This window comes from Enterobacter sp. MGH 38, from assembly GCF_000492855.1.
GTDB classification, from domain to species: domain Bacteria; phylum Pseudomonadota; class Gammaproteobacteria; order Enterobacterales; family Enterobacteriaceae; genus Enterobacter; species Enterobacter hormaechei_C.
On sequence record NZ_KI535608.1, the window covers coordinates 1,539,943 to 1,557,856 of the forward strand.

Genomic DNA, 17,914 nt, shown 5'->3' on the forward strand with positions numbered 1-17,914 from the left:
AATTACTCCGTTACATTGTTATCAGCGCCATCATCCTGCGATGACGCATGGGTCTTGCCCGGCGCCTGACAGGCATTCGCCTGCGGTACCAGACTGATTTCGACACGGCGGTTGAGCGCACGCCCTTCCGGGGTGTCGTTGGTGGCGACAGGACGGCTTTCACCATAGCCCTGCACCGCAAAACAGCTTTCCGGCACATCGCCGGTGTCCCGCATCCAGTCGCGCACCGACTCCGCACGCTTAAGCGACAGCACCTGGTTGGACTGGTCATCCCCGGTGCTGTCGGTATGGCCCGCGACCACAATCAGCCAGCCGGGCTTCGCCTTGATCCCCACAAGCGACTTCACCAGCAGCTTTGTTGAGGCGGGTTTAAGCGCCCACTTTCCGGTATCGAACAGCGACATGCTGTCGAGGCGGACAATTTTCGGTGCCGGTTTGAGTTCCGGTTCAGGCGGCGGAGGCGGAGGCACATAAGAGCGAATCGCATTCAGCACTGGCATACGCAGACGTCCGCCCTGATACATGCCCAGACTCAGCCGGGCCGGTACGCCGTTACGTGCATGGTCGTCCAGCAATGCCGCATCCTCGCGCAGCACGGCAACGGCGTCAGCTTTCGGCCCGGAGTCATTCATCGGTATACGTTCATAGCGTGCAATATCGAAGCTCACGCGTTGCAGCAGCTGGCGATTATTCCAGCCACTGCTGAGTAGCGCAGCAATGGCTGCCAGCGTGAAGATTCCGAGCGCACCGCGCCAGGTTCGTCCATGCGGTGTCAGGCCTCGTCCTTCTGGCAGTAAAGGGAGGACAAAATTCGGGAACAGGGAAATAACCGTACTGTCCGTTCCCGCCGGCTGCCAGCCAGACACCTGCTGCATCGCAGTATGGCGGGACAACCACGCTGTCCAGACAGAGGTGGCCATGCTTCCGGCCAGGATCGGACCCAATCCCCACAGAACCGCAACAGGTTCAATGACAGGAATATCGGGGTTTTCATCCATAAGGACAGCCTGGACGTGCTGTTGGAACCAGCTCATCAGGCTGTTCATCAGCACCTGTTGCTGCATCGCAGGCGTTCCACCAGTATTAACCCATTCAGCAACTGAGCCAGGCGCTGAAGTCCCACTCCAGACCTTTACCCCTTCTCCCAGGATCGCCGTCTGCCAGAGCATGTCATTCATCATCGCACTGCCGACCTGTCCATTCAGAACCAGTGGCACAGAATGGCCGGTTGCTTTACGCAACCGACTAATCTGCCAGCGCAGGGCAAGCAAACGACTGGTAAGGCGCTCACTATCAGGGTGCTGCTGCGGACAAACACTGACCATCACTGACAGCTGACGTCCCCAGTCGGGGCGCAACCACAGTACCTGACGGGCGGCCTGCTCCAGTTCCAGATGATCCTCCACACGGATCCAGCAGCCCTGCGTGACAGTAAGTACAGGTGACTGATGCGGCCAGGCAAGCGGCAGATCGCCACAGACCAGTACCACGGGCTGGCAATAATTGGCTTCAGGCAGGTCCTCCAGACACAGGGTGAAATCGTGCTGCACGCGACGGCAGGCGACAGCCCAGAACGCCATGATTAGCCCCAGTACCGCCAGCAGGACGAGAACGGAAACCAGCCGGGATGCTGGCAGAAACCACAGGCAGACCACTGCACTCAGCAGGGCAGCCCAGAGCGCAAGCCCGCGCTGTTGTGCAGGGCTCATTTCACAGCTCCCGGCAGCAGGGTAAGCAGTGTCTTATCCAGCCAGCAATCCAGTCCCCACCATAATGCGGTGACCACCACCACACTCAGGCCAATGCGCACGGGCCATGATGCCAGCCACCCCCCTATCCCCCGTCCGGCATGGCTTTCCGCCAGAACGGGATGGGGTTGTGAATAGCTGAACGGCGCAACATATTCATTAAGTGCATTCATGAGTTTCTGCCGCTCTGGATCGTTCAGGGAGCGGAAGTTGCCGAGGAATCCGAGCATCATGACTCGCTGGAAGCAGGTCACAACGGCGTGGTCAGGAGCCGGTTCACGCAGCACATCACGCATCCGATCGCATAACGTGTCACCGGCGTCCATGGTGCCAAGGAAATATCCCTGTAGGGGAATGTCATACCACTGTATACAGGCGTCATCCTCCACACCGCGACCTTTGACTGCCTCATCAAGCAGCGCACACTGTGCCGTAAGAATATGCTGGCAGCTGGCTTCATCGAGTTCGCTCGCTTTCAGTTCTCGCTGCACACGCCCGACATCATCAATGCAGCGCTCCCAAAGCGTACGCCCTTCCCCGTCCTGGAATGTCGGGCCGTGACGCAGACTGATCACCTGTAGCCAGGTGTCCTGTAACAGGGCATCAATATCAATGAACGCGGCAGTAGCGCGTTTACGATCATTCATGTTCTCAGTACCGCAAAGAGTTCAAGTTCAGGCTCGGCGAGCATTCCCGGAACGTAAAACATACAGGTGCCGCTCTGGAACATTTCGATGGCCAGGGGATGAGAGACATCAAGGCTGAAATACTGATTTTCCAGACGCAGTGGAATGGCTGCCGGCACATGGCGCAGCGGCATCAGAGGGACGCCCACCCGCGATGAATTGACGATACTCCTGACATGATCGGGACTGCCGACCTTGCACTGGCGCGGGAACTGCTCCTGCAATTGTGCCACCGGCATCGGTGAACGCACGGAGAGGTAATAATCAGCGCCTTCGCGCAGACGTGGATCATGCAGACGGGCCTGCCAGAAGTGAAGCCGGTCATCATGCTCAAGCTCAATCGCCACCACCCGCGATGGCAGGCTGGCTTCCAGAAGATCGCCAAGTAAATCAAACAGCGGCGGGAAGACGTTATTCAGTTGCTCATGCTGCCATGCCGGGATCGCACTGACCTGATGCTCCAGCGAGAATGTCAACAGGCTGCCTGCAAGCCTTGCCAGCTCCGGATAGAGACGCTCAGGCGGGCTTTGCGGGTGGCGCTGAAACTGACCCAGCACGGGCTCAGCACTGTTCAGGGCATTGAGCAGCCAGAACAATGAAACATCGGCTACGGCAAAATCCGCCATGCGCTCATTACTTTCCCGGCGCATGTCCATCAGGCGGCCCAGACGGGCGCGCAGTTGCGTCAACAGTTGCTCCAGCTGGGTCATCAGCCAGCGGCTGCCCAGCAACGCCAGCAGCGGCGGAAGGTATGTCTCATCAAGTGCCCAGTTCCCCTGCGAATCTTGTTGCAGGCGGGCAACCGGACAGGTCAGGTAATCGCTGTTGTTCTGATGGGCAAATCGCAACGTCAGCTCTGGCCGCATCACTGCAATCTGGCGGGTGTCATCGCCAAAAAGGTTGCGGACATCCCGCCAGCGCTGGCGATAGCGAACAGGACGCGCGGCCACCTCATCGGGCTTAAGGCAGTTGCCACCATTCGCGCGCAGCAGCGGAAGAGCCAGAACCACCACCACGTCCTGTGTTTCACTCTCAAGCGCCAGCACCGGTGGCAGGTCGTCAGCATTATCCGTATCGATTAATGTCCCGTCAGGGAACCGGAGGTGCAGATGACGGGCCTGTAGACGGCCCAACTTCAGTACATCCGGTTCGAAAGTGGCATTAATCACCCCCCAGGGATGGGAGAGACCCAGTCGGGCGATACATTCCGCAGACCAGGCCGCATAGGCGGCCTGTTGCTGGAAGTGCTGGGGAGAGACCATCTGGCCCCTGCCCCATAACGGTTGTTCCGTTCTCATGCTTCCTGCCTTACGTTACGCTTTCGCTTTCGGCATCTGGCTCACCAGAGACAGGTTCACATCCATGCCTTCCACCTGGAAGTGCGGCACCGCAAACAGCTTCACGCGGAAGAAACCCGGGTTGTCTTCGATATCTTCCACCACTACCTTCGCGTCACGCAGCGGATGAGAAGCCTGCAACTCATCGCCCGGATCGGTCATTTCCGTCACCAGACTACGCACCCAGGTATTCAGCTCCAGCTCCAGCAGACGGCGGTCCTTGGTGGTGCCGATGTTTTCGCGCTGGATGAGCTTCAGGTAGTGCGCAATACGCGACAGCAGGAAGATGTACGGCAGACGGGCGTTGATGCGGCTGTTGGCCGTGGCATCTGCGGTGTCATACAGCGCCGGTTTCTGCGCGGAGTTTGCCGAGAAGAAGCAGGCATAGTCGCGGTTTTTGTAATACGAGAGCGGAATAAAGCCGAGGTTGGCAAACTCAAACTCGCGGGTCTCCGGGATCATCACCTCAGACGGGATTTTCACCTGGTTGCCGGTGCCCAGATCGTACAGATGAATAGGCAGGTCTTTCACCGCCCCGCCCGCCTGCGGGCCACGGATCTGCACGCACCAGCCGTTATTGATGAAGCTCTTCACCATGTTTGACGCGAAGGAGAACGACGCGCTGGTCCACAGGTATTTCTCGTGATCCGGGCCTTTCACCTGCTCAACGTAGTTAAAGCTGCGTACCGGTACGGTGTCCGGGCCATACGGCAGACGCCCCAGCACGCGCGGCATCACGAGGCCGATGTAGCGGGCGTCGTCGGTGTCGCGGAAGGATTTCCACTTGATGTACTCGGCGCGGTCGAAGTAGTTGCCGATATCCTTAATTGCAGCGACCTCTTCCATCGAGTCTTTCAGGAAGAATTTCGGACCGACAGAGCCAATAAACGGCATATGTGCGGCAGCTGATACTTTAGAGATGTTGCGCAGCAGCGCCACATCCTGCGGGCTGGCGTCAAATTCATAGGATGAAATCACGGAACCAATCGGCTCGCCGCCCGGGGTGTCGTATTCGGCGGTATAGGTGTGCCAGTAGAGGCCGCTCTGAATAAGTTCCGGCGCGTCTTCAAAGTCCTGACGCAGATCTTCTTTCGACACATCCAGAATTTCGGTTTTCACATTCTGGCGGTAGTCGGTGCTGTCCACCAGCTGCTTCAGGCCGCGCCACAGGGACTCCACCTTCTGGAACTCCTGGTGATGCATTACGGCATCCAGCTGACGGCTGATCTGGAAATCCAGTTCAGCGATATGGTGGTCAATCAGCGTTTTGTCGAGCTTCTCCACCGGCTGACCGGATTTGCGGATGCAGTCCATAAACACCTGCATCGCCGCCGTCAGGCGTTCACCCGCCGGAGCGTCAGAAAGCGCGGCGTCATCCAGAAACGCATTGATATCCCCCAGGCTGGAGGCCGGGGTCAGGTTGATTTTTTCAAACAGGGAGGCGTAAACGCCCTCTTTTTCCAGTACGGTGGTCTGCCCCTGCGCGGAGGCGGTTTCAGTATTCACAGACATCAGCATATTCCCGGTTAATCCATTAAATTACACATGCCGCTTATTTCGGGGCCAGTGCACTCATTTCGTCGCGTAATTCCTGAGACAGCGCCGGGTCTTTGAGAATTTTCTCGAGTTCTTTTCTGAAAGTAGCGTTATCAAGGAGATTGGATTTGAGGTCGCGTAATAAATTACGCATGGCCAGCATGGCGCGGAGCTGGGGGATCTGGCGGGCAACCTGTTCAGGTTCGAAATCCTTAATATCGGAGAAATTCAGTTTTATGCTTTCTTCCGAGCCATCCCCGGCCATTGTGTTAGGAACCGTCAGATTCACTTCCGGGTTAAATTCCGAAAGTACGCTGTTGAAGTTATTTTTATTGACGTTGATTTTCTCCCTTTCCGATAATGGGCGATTCTCTTTTCCATTACTGAAATCACCGACGGTGAGGAGTTTAAGCGGCAGTTCGATTTTCTTCTGCGCGCCACCTGTATGCAGAGCCAGCTTTAAATTTATGCGTGCCTTGGGCACCTCATTCTGGAATGAATCGGCCATAGCAATCCCTTTCTTTAAAAGAAATAAATGTTAAGTGAGTGACGTTTGTTTACAAAGCCATATTAGAGCAAAAGCCCATTTAAAATCAACTTCTCAGATCAAAGATCTACAATTGGACTTTTCTTAAGAATATTCCACTAAATTATTGTACTCATAAATGCCATAGATACATGACATACAGTAAAAACTAACCATTTATTCACATTAATTTGGCAGGAATGACTGCTTTGTTTGGAAATATTGAACTTATTGTTCCATGAGGTTGAATAATTGATTTACATCAATGCATTTATTAACACGCCCCGTAACAGCGCAGAGAAATAAGGTTTTAATTCAATAAATGGCCTGAATATGAAAAAATCCTGTATCGGACAAATTTAATCTTGAAAACAGTAATGACTATACTGCTACAGGAATGGCGAATAAATGACTACGCGTTTTTCGATAAACGGGAGAAAGAATCTCTCTGAAGATATTCATCATGACAATGAGTGATGGGCTGATATGAAGGGGATATACGGTATTAACCAGGCTGTAAAATCATGCCCCCTGAGAGCGGGCGCTTATGCGGTTAATGGATGTTTACCATAATCACGTAGCGCCCTGACCTCTTTTTAATGCTTTTCAATATACATTGTACGGCTGTACGCAACATCCTCTGGGTTATTTATCGGATAACCTTTAACCCATGGCTTGATGAGACGTCCATTGGTGTACTGATAAATAGGGGCAATCGGTGCTTTCTCGGTGAGGATCTTCTCGGCCATGTTGTAGTCGGCATTACGCGCTTTTTCAGTGGTTTCGAGCGTCGCCTGATGAATAATCTTATCGTAAGCAGGGTCGTTGAATCGTGAAATATTCCCGCTATGGGAGGAGGTCAGCAGCGACAGGAATGTCGACGGCTCGTTGTAGTCCCCTACCCACGATGCACGGATGACGTCAAAATTCCCGGTATTGCGGCTGTCGATGTAGGTTTTCCACTCCTGATTCTGCAACTTAACGTCAACACCCAGATTTTTCTTCCACATGGATGCAACGGCAATCGCGATTTTCTGGTGGTTTTCAGACGTGTTATACAGCAGCGTTAATTTTAGCGGACGCTGAGGGCCATAGCCTGCCGCCTGCAACAACGTTTTCGCTTGCGCATTCAGCTCCTGCTGTGACATCTGCTCAAATGGCGAGGTTTCCGGCGTAAAACCCGCAGTGACATCGGGAGTAAAATGCCAGGCCGGTTTCTCGCCGGTCCCCAGGACTTTTTCCGCCATAATACGTCTGTCGATAGTCATGCTGAGCGCGAGACGTACGCGTGCATCCGCGGTTGGGCCTTTTTGCGTATTAAACGCGTAGTAATAGGTCCCAAGCTGTGGCGGTGTATATACCTGTCCCGGAATATCTTTAAGCAGCTTCTGGTACATGTTTTTCGGAAACGATTCTGTAATATCGATATCGCCCGCAAGATAGCGTTTGGTCGCTGAGGACTCCTGGTTGATCGGCACAAAGGTGACTTTTTTAAGCACCGTCCTGCCGTTATCCCAGTAATGAGAATTTGGCTCAACCACCAGTTTTTCATTCACCACGCGATCTTTCAGCACATACGCACCGTTGCCAATGAGCGCGCCAGGGCGCGTCCATTCCTTACCGCTTTCCACATTGGCCTTTTGAACAGGATAAAACGCGAAGTTAGCCGTCAGATTGCTGAACCAGGGCAGCGGTTTGTCAAGCTGCACGCGCAGCGTTTTAGCATCCACCGCCGTCACGCCGAGCGTATCCGGAGCAGCTTTGCCGTCGATAATGGCCTGGGCATTGTTAATGCCCGCCAGCGCCGCAAACCAGGCGAAAGGTGACGTTGTTTTAGGATCAACCAGACGACGCCAGCTATAGACAAAATCGTGTGCCGTCACCGGGGTACCGTCAGACCACTTAGCGTTATCCCGCAACGTGAACGTCCAGACGCGATTGTCATTGCTCTGCCAGCGCGTCGCCACGCCGGGAACTAACTCCCCTTTTTCGTTCTGATTTACCAGCCCTTCATAGAGGTCGCGAATCACCTGTATCTCCGGCAATCCCACCGCTTTTGCCGGATCGAGCGAAGCGGGTTCATCTTTGATATGTCGAACCAGCTCCTGCTTTTGCGCCAGAACCGTTCCTTCGGGAACCTCCGCGGCATATGAAAGTGAAGAAAGCCCGCACAGCCACAGCGCAGTACAAAGAAGCGAAACAGGATGCTTCATACGATCCCCTTAATGATGTCAGGTAACAGACAGATGCGTAATTATTTGTTTCGAAACGGAGAAATGCAAATGCTTCCTCCGGAAAGTTGATGTCAGGCAATTTTCCACACACACGGAAACTATTTGATTAAGCGCGGCTTTTGCACAACACTGCCAGAAGTGACTTTATCATCAGGGTTTACTATGGCAACTACCCGACCAAGAACGGAACGCGGCGCCTTCCCGCCCGGTACTGAACATTATGGACGCTCATTTTTAGGCGCGCCGCTGATCTGGTTTCCGGCCCCCGAGGCCGATCGCAATAGCGGCTTAATCATTGCAGGCACGCATGGCGATGAAAACTCGTCTGTCGTGACGCTCTCGTGCGCGCTACGTACGCTGGCCCCCGATTTACGACGTCATCATGTGATTTTGTCCGTCAACCCGGACGGTTGTCAGCTTGGATTACGGGCGAATGCACGCGGCGTTGACCTGAACAGGAACTTCCCGGCGGCAAACTGGCGCGCCGGTGAAACGGTGTATCGCTGGAACAGTTCGGCGCAGGAGCGAGATGTGGTCCTGCTCACAGGAGACAAACCCGGTTCCGAACCGGAGACTCAGGCGCTGTGCCAGCTTATTCATAAGATCCACCCGGCCTGGGTTGTCTCTTTCCACGATCCCCTCGCCTGTATTGAAGATCCTCGTCATACGGCGCTCGGGCAGTGGCTGGCGGATGCGTTTGCTCTACCTCTGGTGAGCAGCGTTGGCTATGAAACACCCGGGTCGTTTGGCAGCTGGTGCGCAGACCTCAGCCTTCACTGTATCACCGCAGAGTTTCCGCCCATCTCCTCGGATGAAGCGAGCGAAAAATACCTGCGGGCGATGACAGATCTCCTGCGCTGGCAGCCTCAAAGATGAAGTACGCCGGAGGTAAAATTCAGCGCGGGTGAGACGTCAACCGCCAGCCAGGTTGGGCCGTCCAGATCGGCAAAGCGCACGCTGTTCACCAGCGGGAGTGCAGCGCCGATCGCTCTGGACGTACACAACATACAGCCCAGCATCAGAGCAAAGCCTTGCGCCTGCGCATCTTGTGCCAGAGCCAGAGCCTCGGTTAATCCACCTGTTTTATCCAGCTTAATGTTCACCATTTCGTAACGTCCCTTGAGGGCTGACAGGCTCTCACGGGTATGACAGCTTTCGTCTGCACAGACGGGAAGCGGATGAATAAAATTCGCCAGCGCGGCATCGTCTTCTGCCGGGAGGGGTTGCTCCAGCATGGCAACGCCCAGATCGGCAAGCAGCTGACAACGGGCTGCCAGCCCTTCGCTGTGCCATGATTCGTTCGCATCGACGATAAGAGTGGCATCAGGTACCGCCGCACGAATGGCGACCATGCGTTCGCTAATCAGACGATCGTCGAGCTTCACCTTTAATAATGTTGCACCTGTGGCATACAACGCCTGAGCGCTGGCGGCCATTTGCTCTGGTTCACCGATGACCACCGTTTGCGCGGTGACGATCGATTGCGGCAGCGTAACGTCCAGCAGCGCAGGCAGCGGTTTTTGTCGTTTCGCCGCTTCCAGACTCCAGAGTGCGCAGTCAATCGCGTTGCGTGCCGCGCCGGCCGGCAACCGAAGCTGAAGAGCCTCACGCGTCAGGCCCGCCTGCAACTCGGGCACCACCGTCATAATTTGCGCCATGACTGACGCCAGGCTTTCTCCGTAGCGAGGATAAGGGGTACATTCTCCGACGCCTTTTACGCCGTCCTCTTCACATTCAACCACGACCACGCAGGCCTCATTACGGCTGCCGCGCGAGATCACAAACGGGGTGTGCAATGGCCAGGCTTCTTCATAGACCTTAACGCTTCTCATCACTGACTCCTTGCAGGCCGGAAAGGCAGAAAATTGGTTTGCCGTGCTAACTGCGGATGACATACACTAGCCACGACGTTAACTATTTGTAAACAGGAAGATATCTATGTCACAACTCGTTCATTTCCAGGGCAACCCGGTTGCTGTTGCAGGTTCCATCCCACAGTCTGGCAGCAAAGCACAGCCTTTTACTCTGGTGGCTAAAGATCTGTCTGACGTCACGCTGAGCCAGTTTGCTGGCAAGCGTAAAGTCCTAAACATTTTCCCAAGCATCGATACTGGCGTTTGCGCTGCATCAGTGCGTAAATTCAACCAGCTGGCGACCGAAATGGACAACACCGTAGTGCTGTGCATTTCTGCTGACCTGCCGTTTGCCCAGTCCCGCTTCTGCGGCGCTGAAGGCCTGAGCAACGTTATCACCCTTTCCACTCTGCGCAGCCCGGATTTCCTGGAAAAATACGGTGTTGCCATTTCCGAAGGCGCGCTGAAAGGTCTGGCTGCTCGTTCGGTGCTGGTGATCGATGAAAACGACAACGTTGTTTTCAGTGAGCTGGTCAACGAAATCACTACCGAACCGGATTACACCGCTGCACTTGAGGCGCTTAAAGCCTAAACGTAAAAAAGCCTCTGCAAAGAGGCTTTTTTATTTATTCGTCACCCTTCTTCTGATTTAACCCATACTCGCGCAGCTTATTCGCAATCGCGGTATGTGACACCCCAAGACGTTTAGCCAGCTTGCGCGTGCTCGGATAGCTGCGATAAAGCTGCGTTAACACTGAACGCTCGAAACGGCTGGTGATGTCATCCAGCGAGCCTTCCATTGCCTCTTCGCCTACCGAGACCGTCCCGGCATCGTAATCCGGCAACAGAATATCCTGAGGGCGCAGTTCATACCCTTCAAGCTGAGTTAATGCGCGATAGACCGCATTTTTAAGCTGACGAATATTGCCCGGCCAGCCGTAACGCGTCAGCACGGTGCCCAGGTCGGCAGAGAGCTTCGGACGCGGCACGCCCTGCTCGTCGGCAAAACGGGCCACGAACAGTTCTGTCAACGGCATGATGTCCTGCGGGCAATCGCGCAGCGGCGGAATATTGAGCGTCAGAACGTTGAGACGATAGTAGAGATCTTCGCGGAATACCCCTTTCTGCACCAGCTCCACCAGGTTTTTCTGGGTGGCGCAGATGACGCGCACGTCCACATGCACTTCATGATCTTCCCCCACGCGGCGGAACGTGCCGTCATTGAGAAAACGCAGCAGTTTCGCCTGCATGCGTGGCGACATTTCGCCAATCTCGTCCAGCAGCACCGAGCCACCGTTCGCCTGTTCAAAGAAGCCTTTTTTACCTTCCGGCGCATGCCCGAACAGCTCACTTTCAACGGCATCTTCAGGAATAGAGGCGCAGTTCAGCGCCAGATACGGTTTTGCCGCACGCGGGCTGGCCATGTGCACAGCATGCGCCAGCAGATCTTTCCCCGTACCGGTATCCCCGGTAATCAGCAGCGGCGCCGTAAGATTTGCCAGCTTGCGCGCCTGGTCGATCACATGACGCATCTTCGGGCTCACCGCAATAATCTGGCTGAATGCGCCGACGTCCTGGCTGGAAAGGTTCTGTAACTGACGCCCCATTCGCACCGTGGAGCGCAGCATGATCACTGCGCCGGTCAGCACCCGCGCGGCATTTTCCCCTTTCAGGTAGACCGGCGTGATCTCCATCAGGAAATTCTGTCCGTTGATGACGACATGCTCGCTATGGGTATTTTGCGGGTTGCTGTCCAGCCAGCGCTGGAAATTAAAACCGGTGATCAGTTGCGTGGCGTGGTGCCCGATAAGTTTTTCCTGAGTCTGCGCAAACAGCTGGCAGCTGGCCTGGTTAACGCGCTCGACTTTATTTTTCAGATCGAGAGAGAGAAACGGCTCCGGCATTGCTTCCAGCAGCGCGCTCAGCGCAAGATGTTCCCGCTCGGACGGCATCCAGGGGATGGTGCGTACATCCGTAACGCCAGCGATACGGCGGATTTCCGCCATCAGGCTACTGAAGGTATTAAATTCAATTTCGGCAAAATTGAGGTAAATTCGCCCGACAGGGTCGATCTCTATGCCACGTAAATCAATGCTACGTAAAACAAGAAGATCGAGTAACTCGCGGGTCAGACCGAGACGGTCCTCACAAAAGACTTCCAGACGCATGGGAAATTCACCGTTTAAGCCAATAACAGTAAAATGATATGTCAGATCACGGTGTTCGGGAAGGTGGCTGTCAACAAATATTGACAGCCCGCACGATTAGTAAACAAAACCTCACTGAGCAGGTTTTTTATTGAGCGTCTCTTTAAGCTGGCCAATCAATTCGCGACGGAAATCCCCCAGCCGCGGCTTATCGCCATCGATCCAGGGGAGTGGACGACAAACCTCCATCGCTTTGATACCCAGGCGTGCCGTCAGCAGACCGGCACCAATCCCCTGCGCCGCCCGGGCAGAGAGACGCGCCGCAAGATCCTGCGACATCCAGTCCATCCCGACCTCCCGTACCAGTTCGCTTGCCCCGGCGAAGGCGATATTCAGCAACACCAGTTTGAACAGGCGCAGTCGGCTGTAATAGCCAAGCTCAATGCCATACAGCCTGGCGATGCGGTTGATCAGACGCAGGTTGCGCCAGGCGATAAAGGCCATGTCCACCATTGCCAGCGGACTGACGGCGATCATCAGGGTAGATTCCGCCGCCGAACGGCTGATCTCACGACGAGCCTGCGCATCCAGTACCGGTTGAACAATGTGCGCATAGAGCGTGACCACTTCCTGGTCATTCTGGGTTTCGTGGATCGCCGCATACCAGCGCTGAAGCGCCGGGTGAGAGTGATCTATCCCGGCCTGAGCCGCAAGCTTTTCACAAAAAGCACGCCCTTTTCCTGTGCCGTGACTGTGCAGCAGATCCCGCGCTTCATCGCGTTCGTGGGCACGCTGACGCAAACGCCAGAGGCGACGCCACTCGCTGACGACTGAGCCAACGCCCGCACCAACAATCAACGCCCCGGCGGCGCATACCCCCAGCGCCACCCAGTCCTGCGTTTGCCAGGCATTGACGCCCCACTGCACGCCCTGGCCGATTACGCTCACACCAAAAAGGGCTAACCCGGCGGTCACCATCTTACGCCACAGGCTGCGTTTCGGGCGCAGTGCCGCATCAACCACCGCTTCCGCCTGCCCCTCTTCAACCATCGGCTCGTCTGCCAGCACGGGAGCAAAGTTGTCAGCCTGCGGGCCGCTGAAGGTTTGCGCCGTTTTAAACGCCTCATGGGGCGTCTGCTCAAGCTGGCCGGTAAAATCAATGCGAGGTTTTAACGGTTCCGTCATCGCAATTTATCTCCAATTAAAAACTCCAGCGCAGCATCCAGACGGATATGCGGCAATGGCTGATCAACGTTCATGCTCTGCGGACGGAAGGCTTCGAACTGAAAACCCTGGCTTTGCCAGAAAGCCTGGCCCGGCAGACGCGCCGGAACTTCCCCCGGATAGACCGTGAGCGGTTCGCCGTCGCTGAGACGGTTGCCCCGCAGGGCCGGAATTTTCTCGCCATTCAGGTCAATCAACCCACTCTGCGTAGCCTGTACGGACGCCAGCCCCAGACAGTCCATGCTGATCCCTTCGAAGGCCGCATTCTGCCAGGCATCCTGCACCAGCTGTTGCAGCAGGGATACCATGTTGGCGTGCTGATCGACCGTCACATGGTCAGCTTTTGTGGCGGCAAACAGCAGCTTGTCGATGACCGGCGAGAACAAACGGCGAAACAGCGTACGCTGGCCATAATGAAAGCTTTGCATCAGCTGCGTCAGCGCCAGCCGCATATCATTGAACGCTTGCGGCCCGCTGTTGAGCGGTTGCAGGCAGTCCACCAGCACGATCTGGCGGTCAAAGCGTAAAAAGTGATTTTTATAAAAGCCCTTAACCACCTTCTCACAGTAATAATTGTATCGCTCGCGGAGCATACCGGCGTTAGTGGTCTTGTCCGCCTGCGCCAGTTTCGATTCGCCGATGCTGTCAACGTCCGGCCACGGGAAAAACTGTAGCGCGGGAGCACCGGCTAAATCACCCGGCAGAACGAAGCGGCCCGGCTGAATGAAATGCAACCCATCCTGCTTGCACTGATGCAGGTAATCCGTCCAGGCTTCGGCTATGACGGCCAGACGGTTTTCATCCGCCGGCGCCAGCGGGTCCAGCCCTTCGCAAAGCTGGCGCCATTGGGTCGACCACTCTGCCCGCTGCCCCTGCAACAAACCGGTCATCTGTCGGGACCAGTTCAGGTAATCCTGCGCCAGCATCGGTAAATCGAGCAGCCATTCTCCCGGATAATCCACAATTTCGAGATAGAGCGTGGACGTTTCTTTGAAGTGACGCATCAGGGATTCATTCGAGCGGAAACGAAGCGCAAGCCGGATTTCGCTCACGCCACGCGTCGGGGTGGGCCAGGCGGGAGGTCCCCCGTATAACTGCGCCAGACCTTCATCATAGGTGAAACGGGGGATGCCAAAATCACGTTGCGGTACGCGTTTCACCCCCAGCAACCGCTCCTCGCGCACTGCGCTAAGCAGTGGCAGGCGCGCTCCTGCATGCAGGTTCAACAGCTGATTGACCATCGCCGTAATGAATGCTGTCTTACCGCTGCGGCTCAGCCCCGTCACGGCAAGACGCAGATGGCGATCAACGCCACGGTTCACCAGAGAATTGAATTCGTTTTTAAGTCGCTTCATCGCCGTCCTTCATTGCCTGGAACCCTGAAAAAAGTCACTTCAGAATACAGTAAATTGGGGCAGATCGTTGATTATCAATTCTTAATTATTGCTATTGCCGTTTTCTCTCCAGTAAGATGGGCGCAATTGCTGTCCGTCTGGAGTGAGTAAGGTGTATGTCACCCACCATCTATGATATTGCCCGCGTTGCTGGCGTTTCGAAATCAACCGTGTCGCGCGTTCTGAATAAACAAACGAATATTTCTCCTGAAGCGCGCGAAAAGGTGTTGAAGGCGATAGAAGAATTAAATTATCAACCGAATAAACTTGCCCGCGCACTCACCTCTTCTGGCTTCGACGCCATTATGGTTATTTCGACCCGTTCAACCAAAACCACCGCAGGGAATCCGTTTTTCTCTGATGTACTGCATGCCATAACGGCAAAAGCAGAAGAAGAAGGTTTTGATGTTATTTTACAAACGTCCAAAAGCAGCGAAGATGATCTGCAAAAATGCGTGGGTAAAATAAAGCAGAAGATGATCAAAGGGATCATCATGCTAAGCTCGCCGGCGAACGAGTCTTTTTTCGCGACGCTGGACGAATACGGTGTGCCCGTGGTCGTTATTGGTAAAGTGGAAGGCAATTACCAGAATATCTATTCTGTCGACACGGATAATTTCCACGACAGCGCCATATTAACCGACTCATTTATCACACATGGTCGCACTAAAATTGCCTGCCTGCATGCCCCTCTCGATTATCACGTTTCTATCGATCGCCTGGCGGGCTATAAATCGAGCCTTGAGAAGCACGGTATTGCGATTAATCCGGACTGGGTTATTGATGGCGGATATACCCATGAAAGCGCGCTTCAGGCGGCCTGTCAGCTACTCTCATCAGACAACCCGCCCGATGCGGTTTTTGCGACGGACAGCATGAAATTGCTGAGTCTTTATCGTGCCGCGGACGAGCTAAATCTGACGATCCCGGAACAGGTCGCAATGGCAGGATACAGCGACCCGATGCTATCTCTCATTTTAACCCCTGCACCAGGCGGTTTTGATATCCCCACGAGAAAGCTGGGCGAAGAGAGCTGCGATTTGTTGTTCAGGTGCATTGCGGGTAAACCTGCCCCGCATAAGGTATTGGTTGAAACGCATTTTTCAGATGCGGCTTCATTACGCTAAAAACCAGGGGCAAACGCCCCTGGTAACGTCCTGTCAGAACGCGTAATTCACGCCGATCCCCGCATAGTGGAAGCGATCGTTTTCGCCTTCGTCATGGTTTTCCCATTCGTAGGCATATTCCAGCGTCATGGAAAGGCCATTCGCAAAGTCATAAGCATAGAGCAATCCCAGACGATTGAAATCATGCCCTTCACGTGTCGGATCGTCCTGCCAGTCCCAGTTTGTCCAGCGGTCAAGCCCAAGACGAGTATACGGCGTCAGGGTTGTCTGTCCTAATGAAACAGGCATATACGCACGGATTTCCTGAGTGGAGAATTCACCGTTATTACGTGAACTGTCCATATTGAAACCCCGCTCTAAATAGTAATTAACTTTTGCAGAGACGGTTTCGTTAATTGTCCAGGTAAAACCGGTTTCCGTTTCAACACGGCTGTCAGAATAACCGGTTTTTGCCAGGTCATTCGCAAACTGGTACATGGCAAACCATCCGCCAAAACGCCAGTCATCGGTTAATTTTACATCCCAGTCCGGTTGAATTTTATAGCGCTGCATATTTGCGCTGCCCGCTTTCGCGCCATCCTCATCTTTGAAATGATAGCTGTAATTACGGAAACCACCCGTCAGTCCCAGCGTGAAATCATCGGTACCAATAATACGATAGCGTAATTCTACTTCGGGACGATCGAAATAGGTGCCGCGCGTCATGCTACTGTAATCAACCGGCCCTTCCTGATACATAGCCAGCGAAATGGTCCATGCATCCCAAGTGGCATTAAACCACACGGAGGCTTCATATAATCCATCTTTATCGTCTGCCTGACCTTCGACGTTTTCAATTTCATACATGGCGCCAATATTAAATTCCCACTGTTTGGCTGATTCAGTTGCTTGCGCGCAGCTCACCCCTGCGCACAGGACGAGTGCAGCACTTCTTAGTAGAGTACTCATTAAAATATTCCTTTATAATTAACATACAAAAAACCGGAAACTTTCATTTCCGGCGAACACCTTTCTTATCTAATAGCTGTTTCAGTATCAGCATCGAAGAAATGGCACTTATTCATATCGAACTGGATGCCTATATTATCTCCGGCAACGTAATCATCCGCCGCTCCCGCACGGACAACCAGTTCATGCCCACCCACGGTGGCATAAAGCATAAATTCAGCCCCGGTCAGCTCAGCAACGCTGATCTTCGCCGTGATGTTTTCGCCGCTTCGCTGTACGGTGAGAATATCTTCCGGACGGATCCCAAAGACAACCGCTTTACGCTGGTAACCTTGCGCATTCAGTACGGCCAGCTTGTCCTCCGGGATCTCCAGACGCAGCGTTTCCGTCACAAAATAGCGGTCGTCGATTGCGCCACGAATGAAGTTCATCGCCGGTGAGCCAATAAATCCTGCAACGAACATATTCGCCGGCTCGTTGTAGACCTGCTTCGGCGCGCCCACCTGCTGAATGATGCCGTCCTTTAAAATCACGATGCGGGTCGCCATCGTCATGGCTTCCGTCTGATCGTGCGTCACGTAAATCATGGTGGTATTAAGCTTCTGATGCAGCTTGCTGATTTCAGCGCGCATCTGCACACGAAGTTTGGCATCGAGGTTGGATAAGGGCTCATCCATCAGGAACACCCCCGCTTCGCGCACTATCGCCCTGCCTAACGCCACGCGCTGACGCTGACCGCCGGACAACGCGCCAGGTTTACGCTGGAGGTAATCGCGCAAGCCCAGGATCTGTGCCGCCCAGGTAACGCGTTCTTCAATGACGGAGGGCGCAATTTTTTGCATTTTCAGGCCAAACGCCATGTTGTCGTAGACCGTCATATGCGGATAGAGCGCATAGTTCTGGAAGACCATCGCGATATCACGGGACTTTGCGGGAACATCATTCATGCAAACCCCGTCAATAATCAGTTCACCCGCGCTGATCTCCTCGAGGCCGGCAATCATTCGCAGCGTCGTGGATTTCCCACAACCCGATGGACCGACGAAGACGATAAATTCTTTGTCTTCAATTTCGAGGTTGAAATCCTTCACCACGTGGACCTGGTTATCATAAATTTTCTGAATGTGTTTCAGAGACAGTTGAGCCATTATTAA

Annotated in this window: 15 protein-coding genes; 3 read left to right on the forward strand and 12 right to left on the reverse strand. The window is 54.3% G+C overall.

Annotated elements, in window-relative coordinates; all coding sequences use genetic code 11:
* Positions 1-2: 2 nt before the first annotated feature.
* The 6 genes from L384_RS04175 to L384_RS04150 all read right to left on the reverse strand — a co-directional run bounded on the left by L384_RS04175 (position 3) and on the right by L384_RS04150 (position 8,046).
* Positions 3-1,709 (reverse strand): OmpA family protein, encoded by a 1,707-nt coding sequence (locus L384_RS04175; protein ID WP_023324772.1) that lies wholly within the window; start codon positions 1,707-1,709, stop codon positions 3-5.
* A complete protein-coding gene (tssL, locus tag L384_RS04170; protein ID WP_023324773.1) occupies positions 1,706-2,395 on the reverse strand; it encodes a type VI secretion system protein TssL, short form in 690 nt (229 codons plus the stop codon). The genes L384_RS04175 and tssL overlap by 4 nt, the downstream gene beginning before the upstream one ends.
* Positions 2,392-3,732 (reverse strand): type VI secretion system baseplate subunit TssK, encoded by a 1,341-nt coding sequence (tssK, locus tag L384_RS04165; protein WP_032628287.1) that lies wholly within the window; start codon positions 3,730-3,732, stop codon positions 2,392-2,394. The genes tssL and tssK overlap by 4 nt, the downstream gene beginning before the upstream one ends.
* A 15-nt stretch (positions 3,733-3,747) precedes the next feature.
* Entirely contained in the window at positions 3,748-5,283 is a 1,536-nt protein-coding gene (tssC, locus tag L384_RS04160; protein ID WP_023324775.1) for a type VI secretion system contractile sheath large subunit, read from the reverse strand.
* Positions 5,284-5,323: 40 nt separating this feature from the next.
* On the reverse strand, positions 5,324-5,815 hold the full coding sequence (gene tssB / locus L384_RS04155; RefSeq protein WP_003856899.1) for a type VI secretion system contractile sheath small subunit: 492 nt from the start codon (positions 5,813-5,815) through the stop codon (positions 5,324-5,326).
* A 614-nt stretch (positions 5,816-6,429) separates the two neighbouring features.
* Positions 6,430-8,046 carry a peptide ABC transporter substrate-binding protein gene (locus tag L384_RS04150; RefSeq protein WP_023324776.1) on the reverse strand — a complete coding sequence of 539 codons (1,617 nt, stop codon included), beginning with the start codon at positions 8,044-8,046 and terminating at the stop codon, positions 6,430-6,432.
* A gap of 183 nt (positions 8,047-8,229) precedes the next feature.
* Here L384_RS04150 and mpaA point away from each other — a divergent pair, with 183 nt between their 5' ends.
* Complete coding sequence (gene mpaA / locus L384_RS04145) at positions 8,230-8,943, forward strand: murein tripeptide amidase MpaA (RefSeq protein WP_023324777.1); 714 nt, start codon at positions 8,230-8,232, stop codon at positions 8,941-8,943.
* Here the strand turns inward: mpaA and ycjG are convergent.
* Positions 8,934-9,899 carry an L-Ala-D/L-Glu epimerase gene (gene ycjG, locus L384_RS04140; protein ID WP_023324778.1) on the reverse strand — a complete coding sequence of 322 codons (966 nt, stop codon included), beginning with the start codon at positions 9,897-9,899 and terminating at the stop codon, positions 8,934-8,936. The genes mpaA and ycjG overlap by 10 nt on opposite strands.
* Before the next feature lie 106 nt (positions 9,900-10,005).
* Between ycjG and tpx the strand changes: the two genes are divergently transcribed.
* The gene (tpx, locus tag L384_RS04135; protein ID WP_023324779.1) at positions 10,006-10,512 is read left to right on the forward strand and encodes a thiol peroxidase; all 507 of its coding nucleotides are present in this window, start codon (positions 10,006-10,008) and stop codon (positions 10,510-10,512) included.
* A 34-nt stretch (positions 10,513-10,546) separates the two neighbouring features.
* Here tpx and tyrR read toward each other — a convergent pair whose 3' ends face one another.
* From tyrR to L384_RS04120, 3 genes are all read right to left on the reverse strand, one after another.
* Positions 10,547-12,088 carry a transcriptional regulator TyrR gene (gene tyrR / locus L384_RS04130; protein ID WP_003856887.1) on the reverse strand — a complete coding sequence of 514 codons (1,542 nt, stop codon included), beginning with the start codon at positions 12,086-12,088 and terminating at the stop codon, positions 10,547-10,549.
* 111 nt (positions 12,089-12,199) lie between these two features.
* Positions 12,200-13,252 carry a YcjF family protein gene (locus L384_RS04125; protein WP_023324780.1) on the reverse strand — a complete coding sequence of 351 codons (1,053 nt, stop codon included), beginning with the start codon at positions 13,250-13,252 and terminating at the stop codon, positions 12,200-12,202.
* A complete protein-coding gene (locus tag L384_RS04120) occupies positions 13,249-14,646 on the reverse strand; it encodes a YcjX family GTP-binding protein (RefSeq protein ID WP_023324781.1) in 1,398 nt (465 codons plus the stop codon). The genes L384_RS04125 and L384_RS04120 overlap by 4 nt, the downstream gene beginning before the upstream one ends.
* Before the next feature lie 155 nt (positions 14,647-14,801).
* Between L384_RS04120 and L384_RS04115 the strand changes: the two genes are divergently transcribed.
* Positions 14,802-15,812 carry a LacI family DNA-binding transcriptional regulator gene (locus L384_RS04115; protein ID WP_023324782.1) on the forward strand — a complete coding sequence of 337 codons (1,011 nt, stop codon included), beginning with the start codon at positions 14,802-14,804 and terminating at the stop codon, positions 15,810-15,812.
* Between the two features lie 33 nt (positions 15,813-15,845).
* Here L384_RS04115 and L384_RS04110 read toward each other — a convergent pair whose 3' ends face one another.
* Together L384_RS04110 and L384_RS04105 are read right to left on the reverse strand one after the other, a co-directional pair.
* Positions 15,846-16,760, reverse strand: a complete 915-nt coding sequence (locus tag L384_RS04110; RefSeq protein ID WP_023324783.1) for an OmpG family monomeric porin — start codon at positions 16,758-16,760, stop codon at positions 15,846-15,848.
* 65 nt (positions 16,761-16,825) lie between these two features.
* On the reverse strand, positions 16,826-17,908 hold the full coding sequence (locus L384_RS04105) for an ABC transporter ATP-binding protein (protein ID WP_003856876.1): 1,083 nt from the start codon (positions 17,906-17,908) through the stop codon (positions 16,826-16,828).
* Positions 17,909-17,914: the final 6 nt, after the last annotated feature.

Excerpts from the sequence above, each read along its gene's own strand:
- L384_RS04175 (WP_023324772.1), bottom strand. The coding sequence starts at position 1,709 with ATGAGCCCTGCACAACAGCGCGGGCTTGCGCTCTGGGCTGCCCTGCTG.
- tssL (WP_023324773.1), bottom strand. The coding sequence starts at position 2,395 with ATGAATGATCGTAAACGCGCTACTGCCGCGTTCATTGATATTGATGCC.
- tssK (WP_032628287.1), bottom strand. The coding sequence starts at position 3,732 with ATGAGAACGGAACAACCGTTATGGGGCAGGGGCCAGATGGTCTCTCCC.
- tssC (WP_023324775.1), bottom strand. The coding sequence starts at position 5,283 with ATGTCTGTGAATACTGAAACCGCCTCCGCGCAGGGGCAGACCACCGTA.
- tssB (WP_003856899.1), bottom strand. The coding sequence starts at position 5,815 with ATGGCCGATTCATTCCAGAATGAGGTGCCCAAGGCACGCATAAATTTA.
- L384_RS04150 (WP_023324776.1), bottom strand. The coding sequence starts at position 8,046 with ATGAAGCATCCTGTTTCGCTTCTTTGTACTGCGCTGTGGCTGTGCGGG.
- mpaA (WP_023324777.1), top strand. The coding sequence starts at position 8,230 with ATGGCAACTACCCGACCAAGAACGGAACGCGGCGCCTTCCCGCCCGGT.
- ycjG (WP_023324778.1), bottom strand. The coding sequence starts at position 9,899 with ATGAGAAGCGTTAAGGTCTATGAAGAAGCCTGGCCATTGCACACCCCG.
- tpx (WP_023324779.1), top strand. The coding sequence starts at position 10,006 with ATGTCACAACTCGTTCATTTCCAGGGCAACCCGGTTGCTGTTGCAGGT.
- tyrR (WP_003856887.1), bottom strand. The coding sequence starts at position 12,088 with ATGCGTCTGGAAGTCTTTTGTGAGGACCGTCTCGGTCTGACCCGCGAG.
- L384_RS04125 (WP_023324780.1), bottom strand. The coding sequence starts at position 13,252 with ATGACGGAACCGTTAAAACCTCGCATTGATTTTACCGGCCAGCTTGAG.
- L384_RS04120 (WP_023324781.1), bottom strand. The coding sequence starts at position 14,646 with ATGAAGCGACTTAAAAACGAATTCAATTCTCTGGTGAACCGTGGCGTT.
- L384_RS04115 (WP_023324782.1), top strand. The coding sequence starts at position 14,802 with ATGTCACCCACCATCTATGATATTGCCCGCGTTGCTGGCGTTTCGAAA.
- L384_RS04110 (WP_023324783.1), bottom strand. The coding sequence starts at position 16,760 with ATGAGTACTCTACTAAGAAGTGCTGCACTCGTCCTGTGCGCAGGGGTG.
- L384_RS04105 (WP_003856876.1), bottom strand. The coding sequence starts at position 17,908 with ATGGCTCAACTGTCTCTGAAACACATTCAGAAAATTTATGATAACCAG.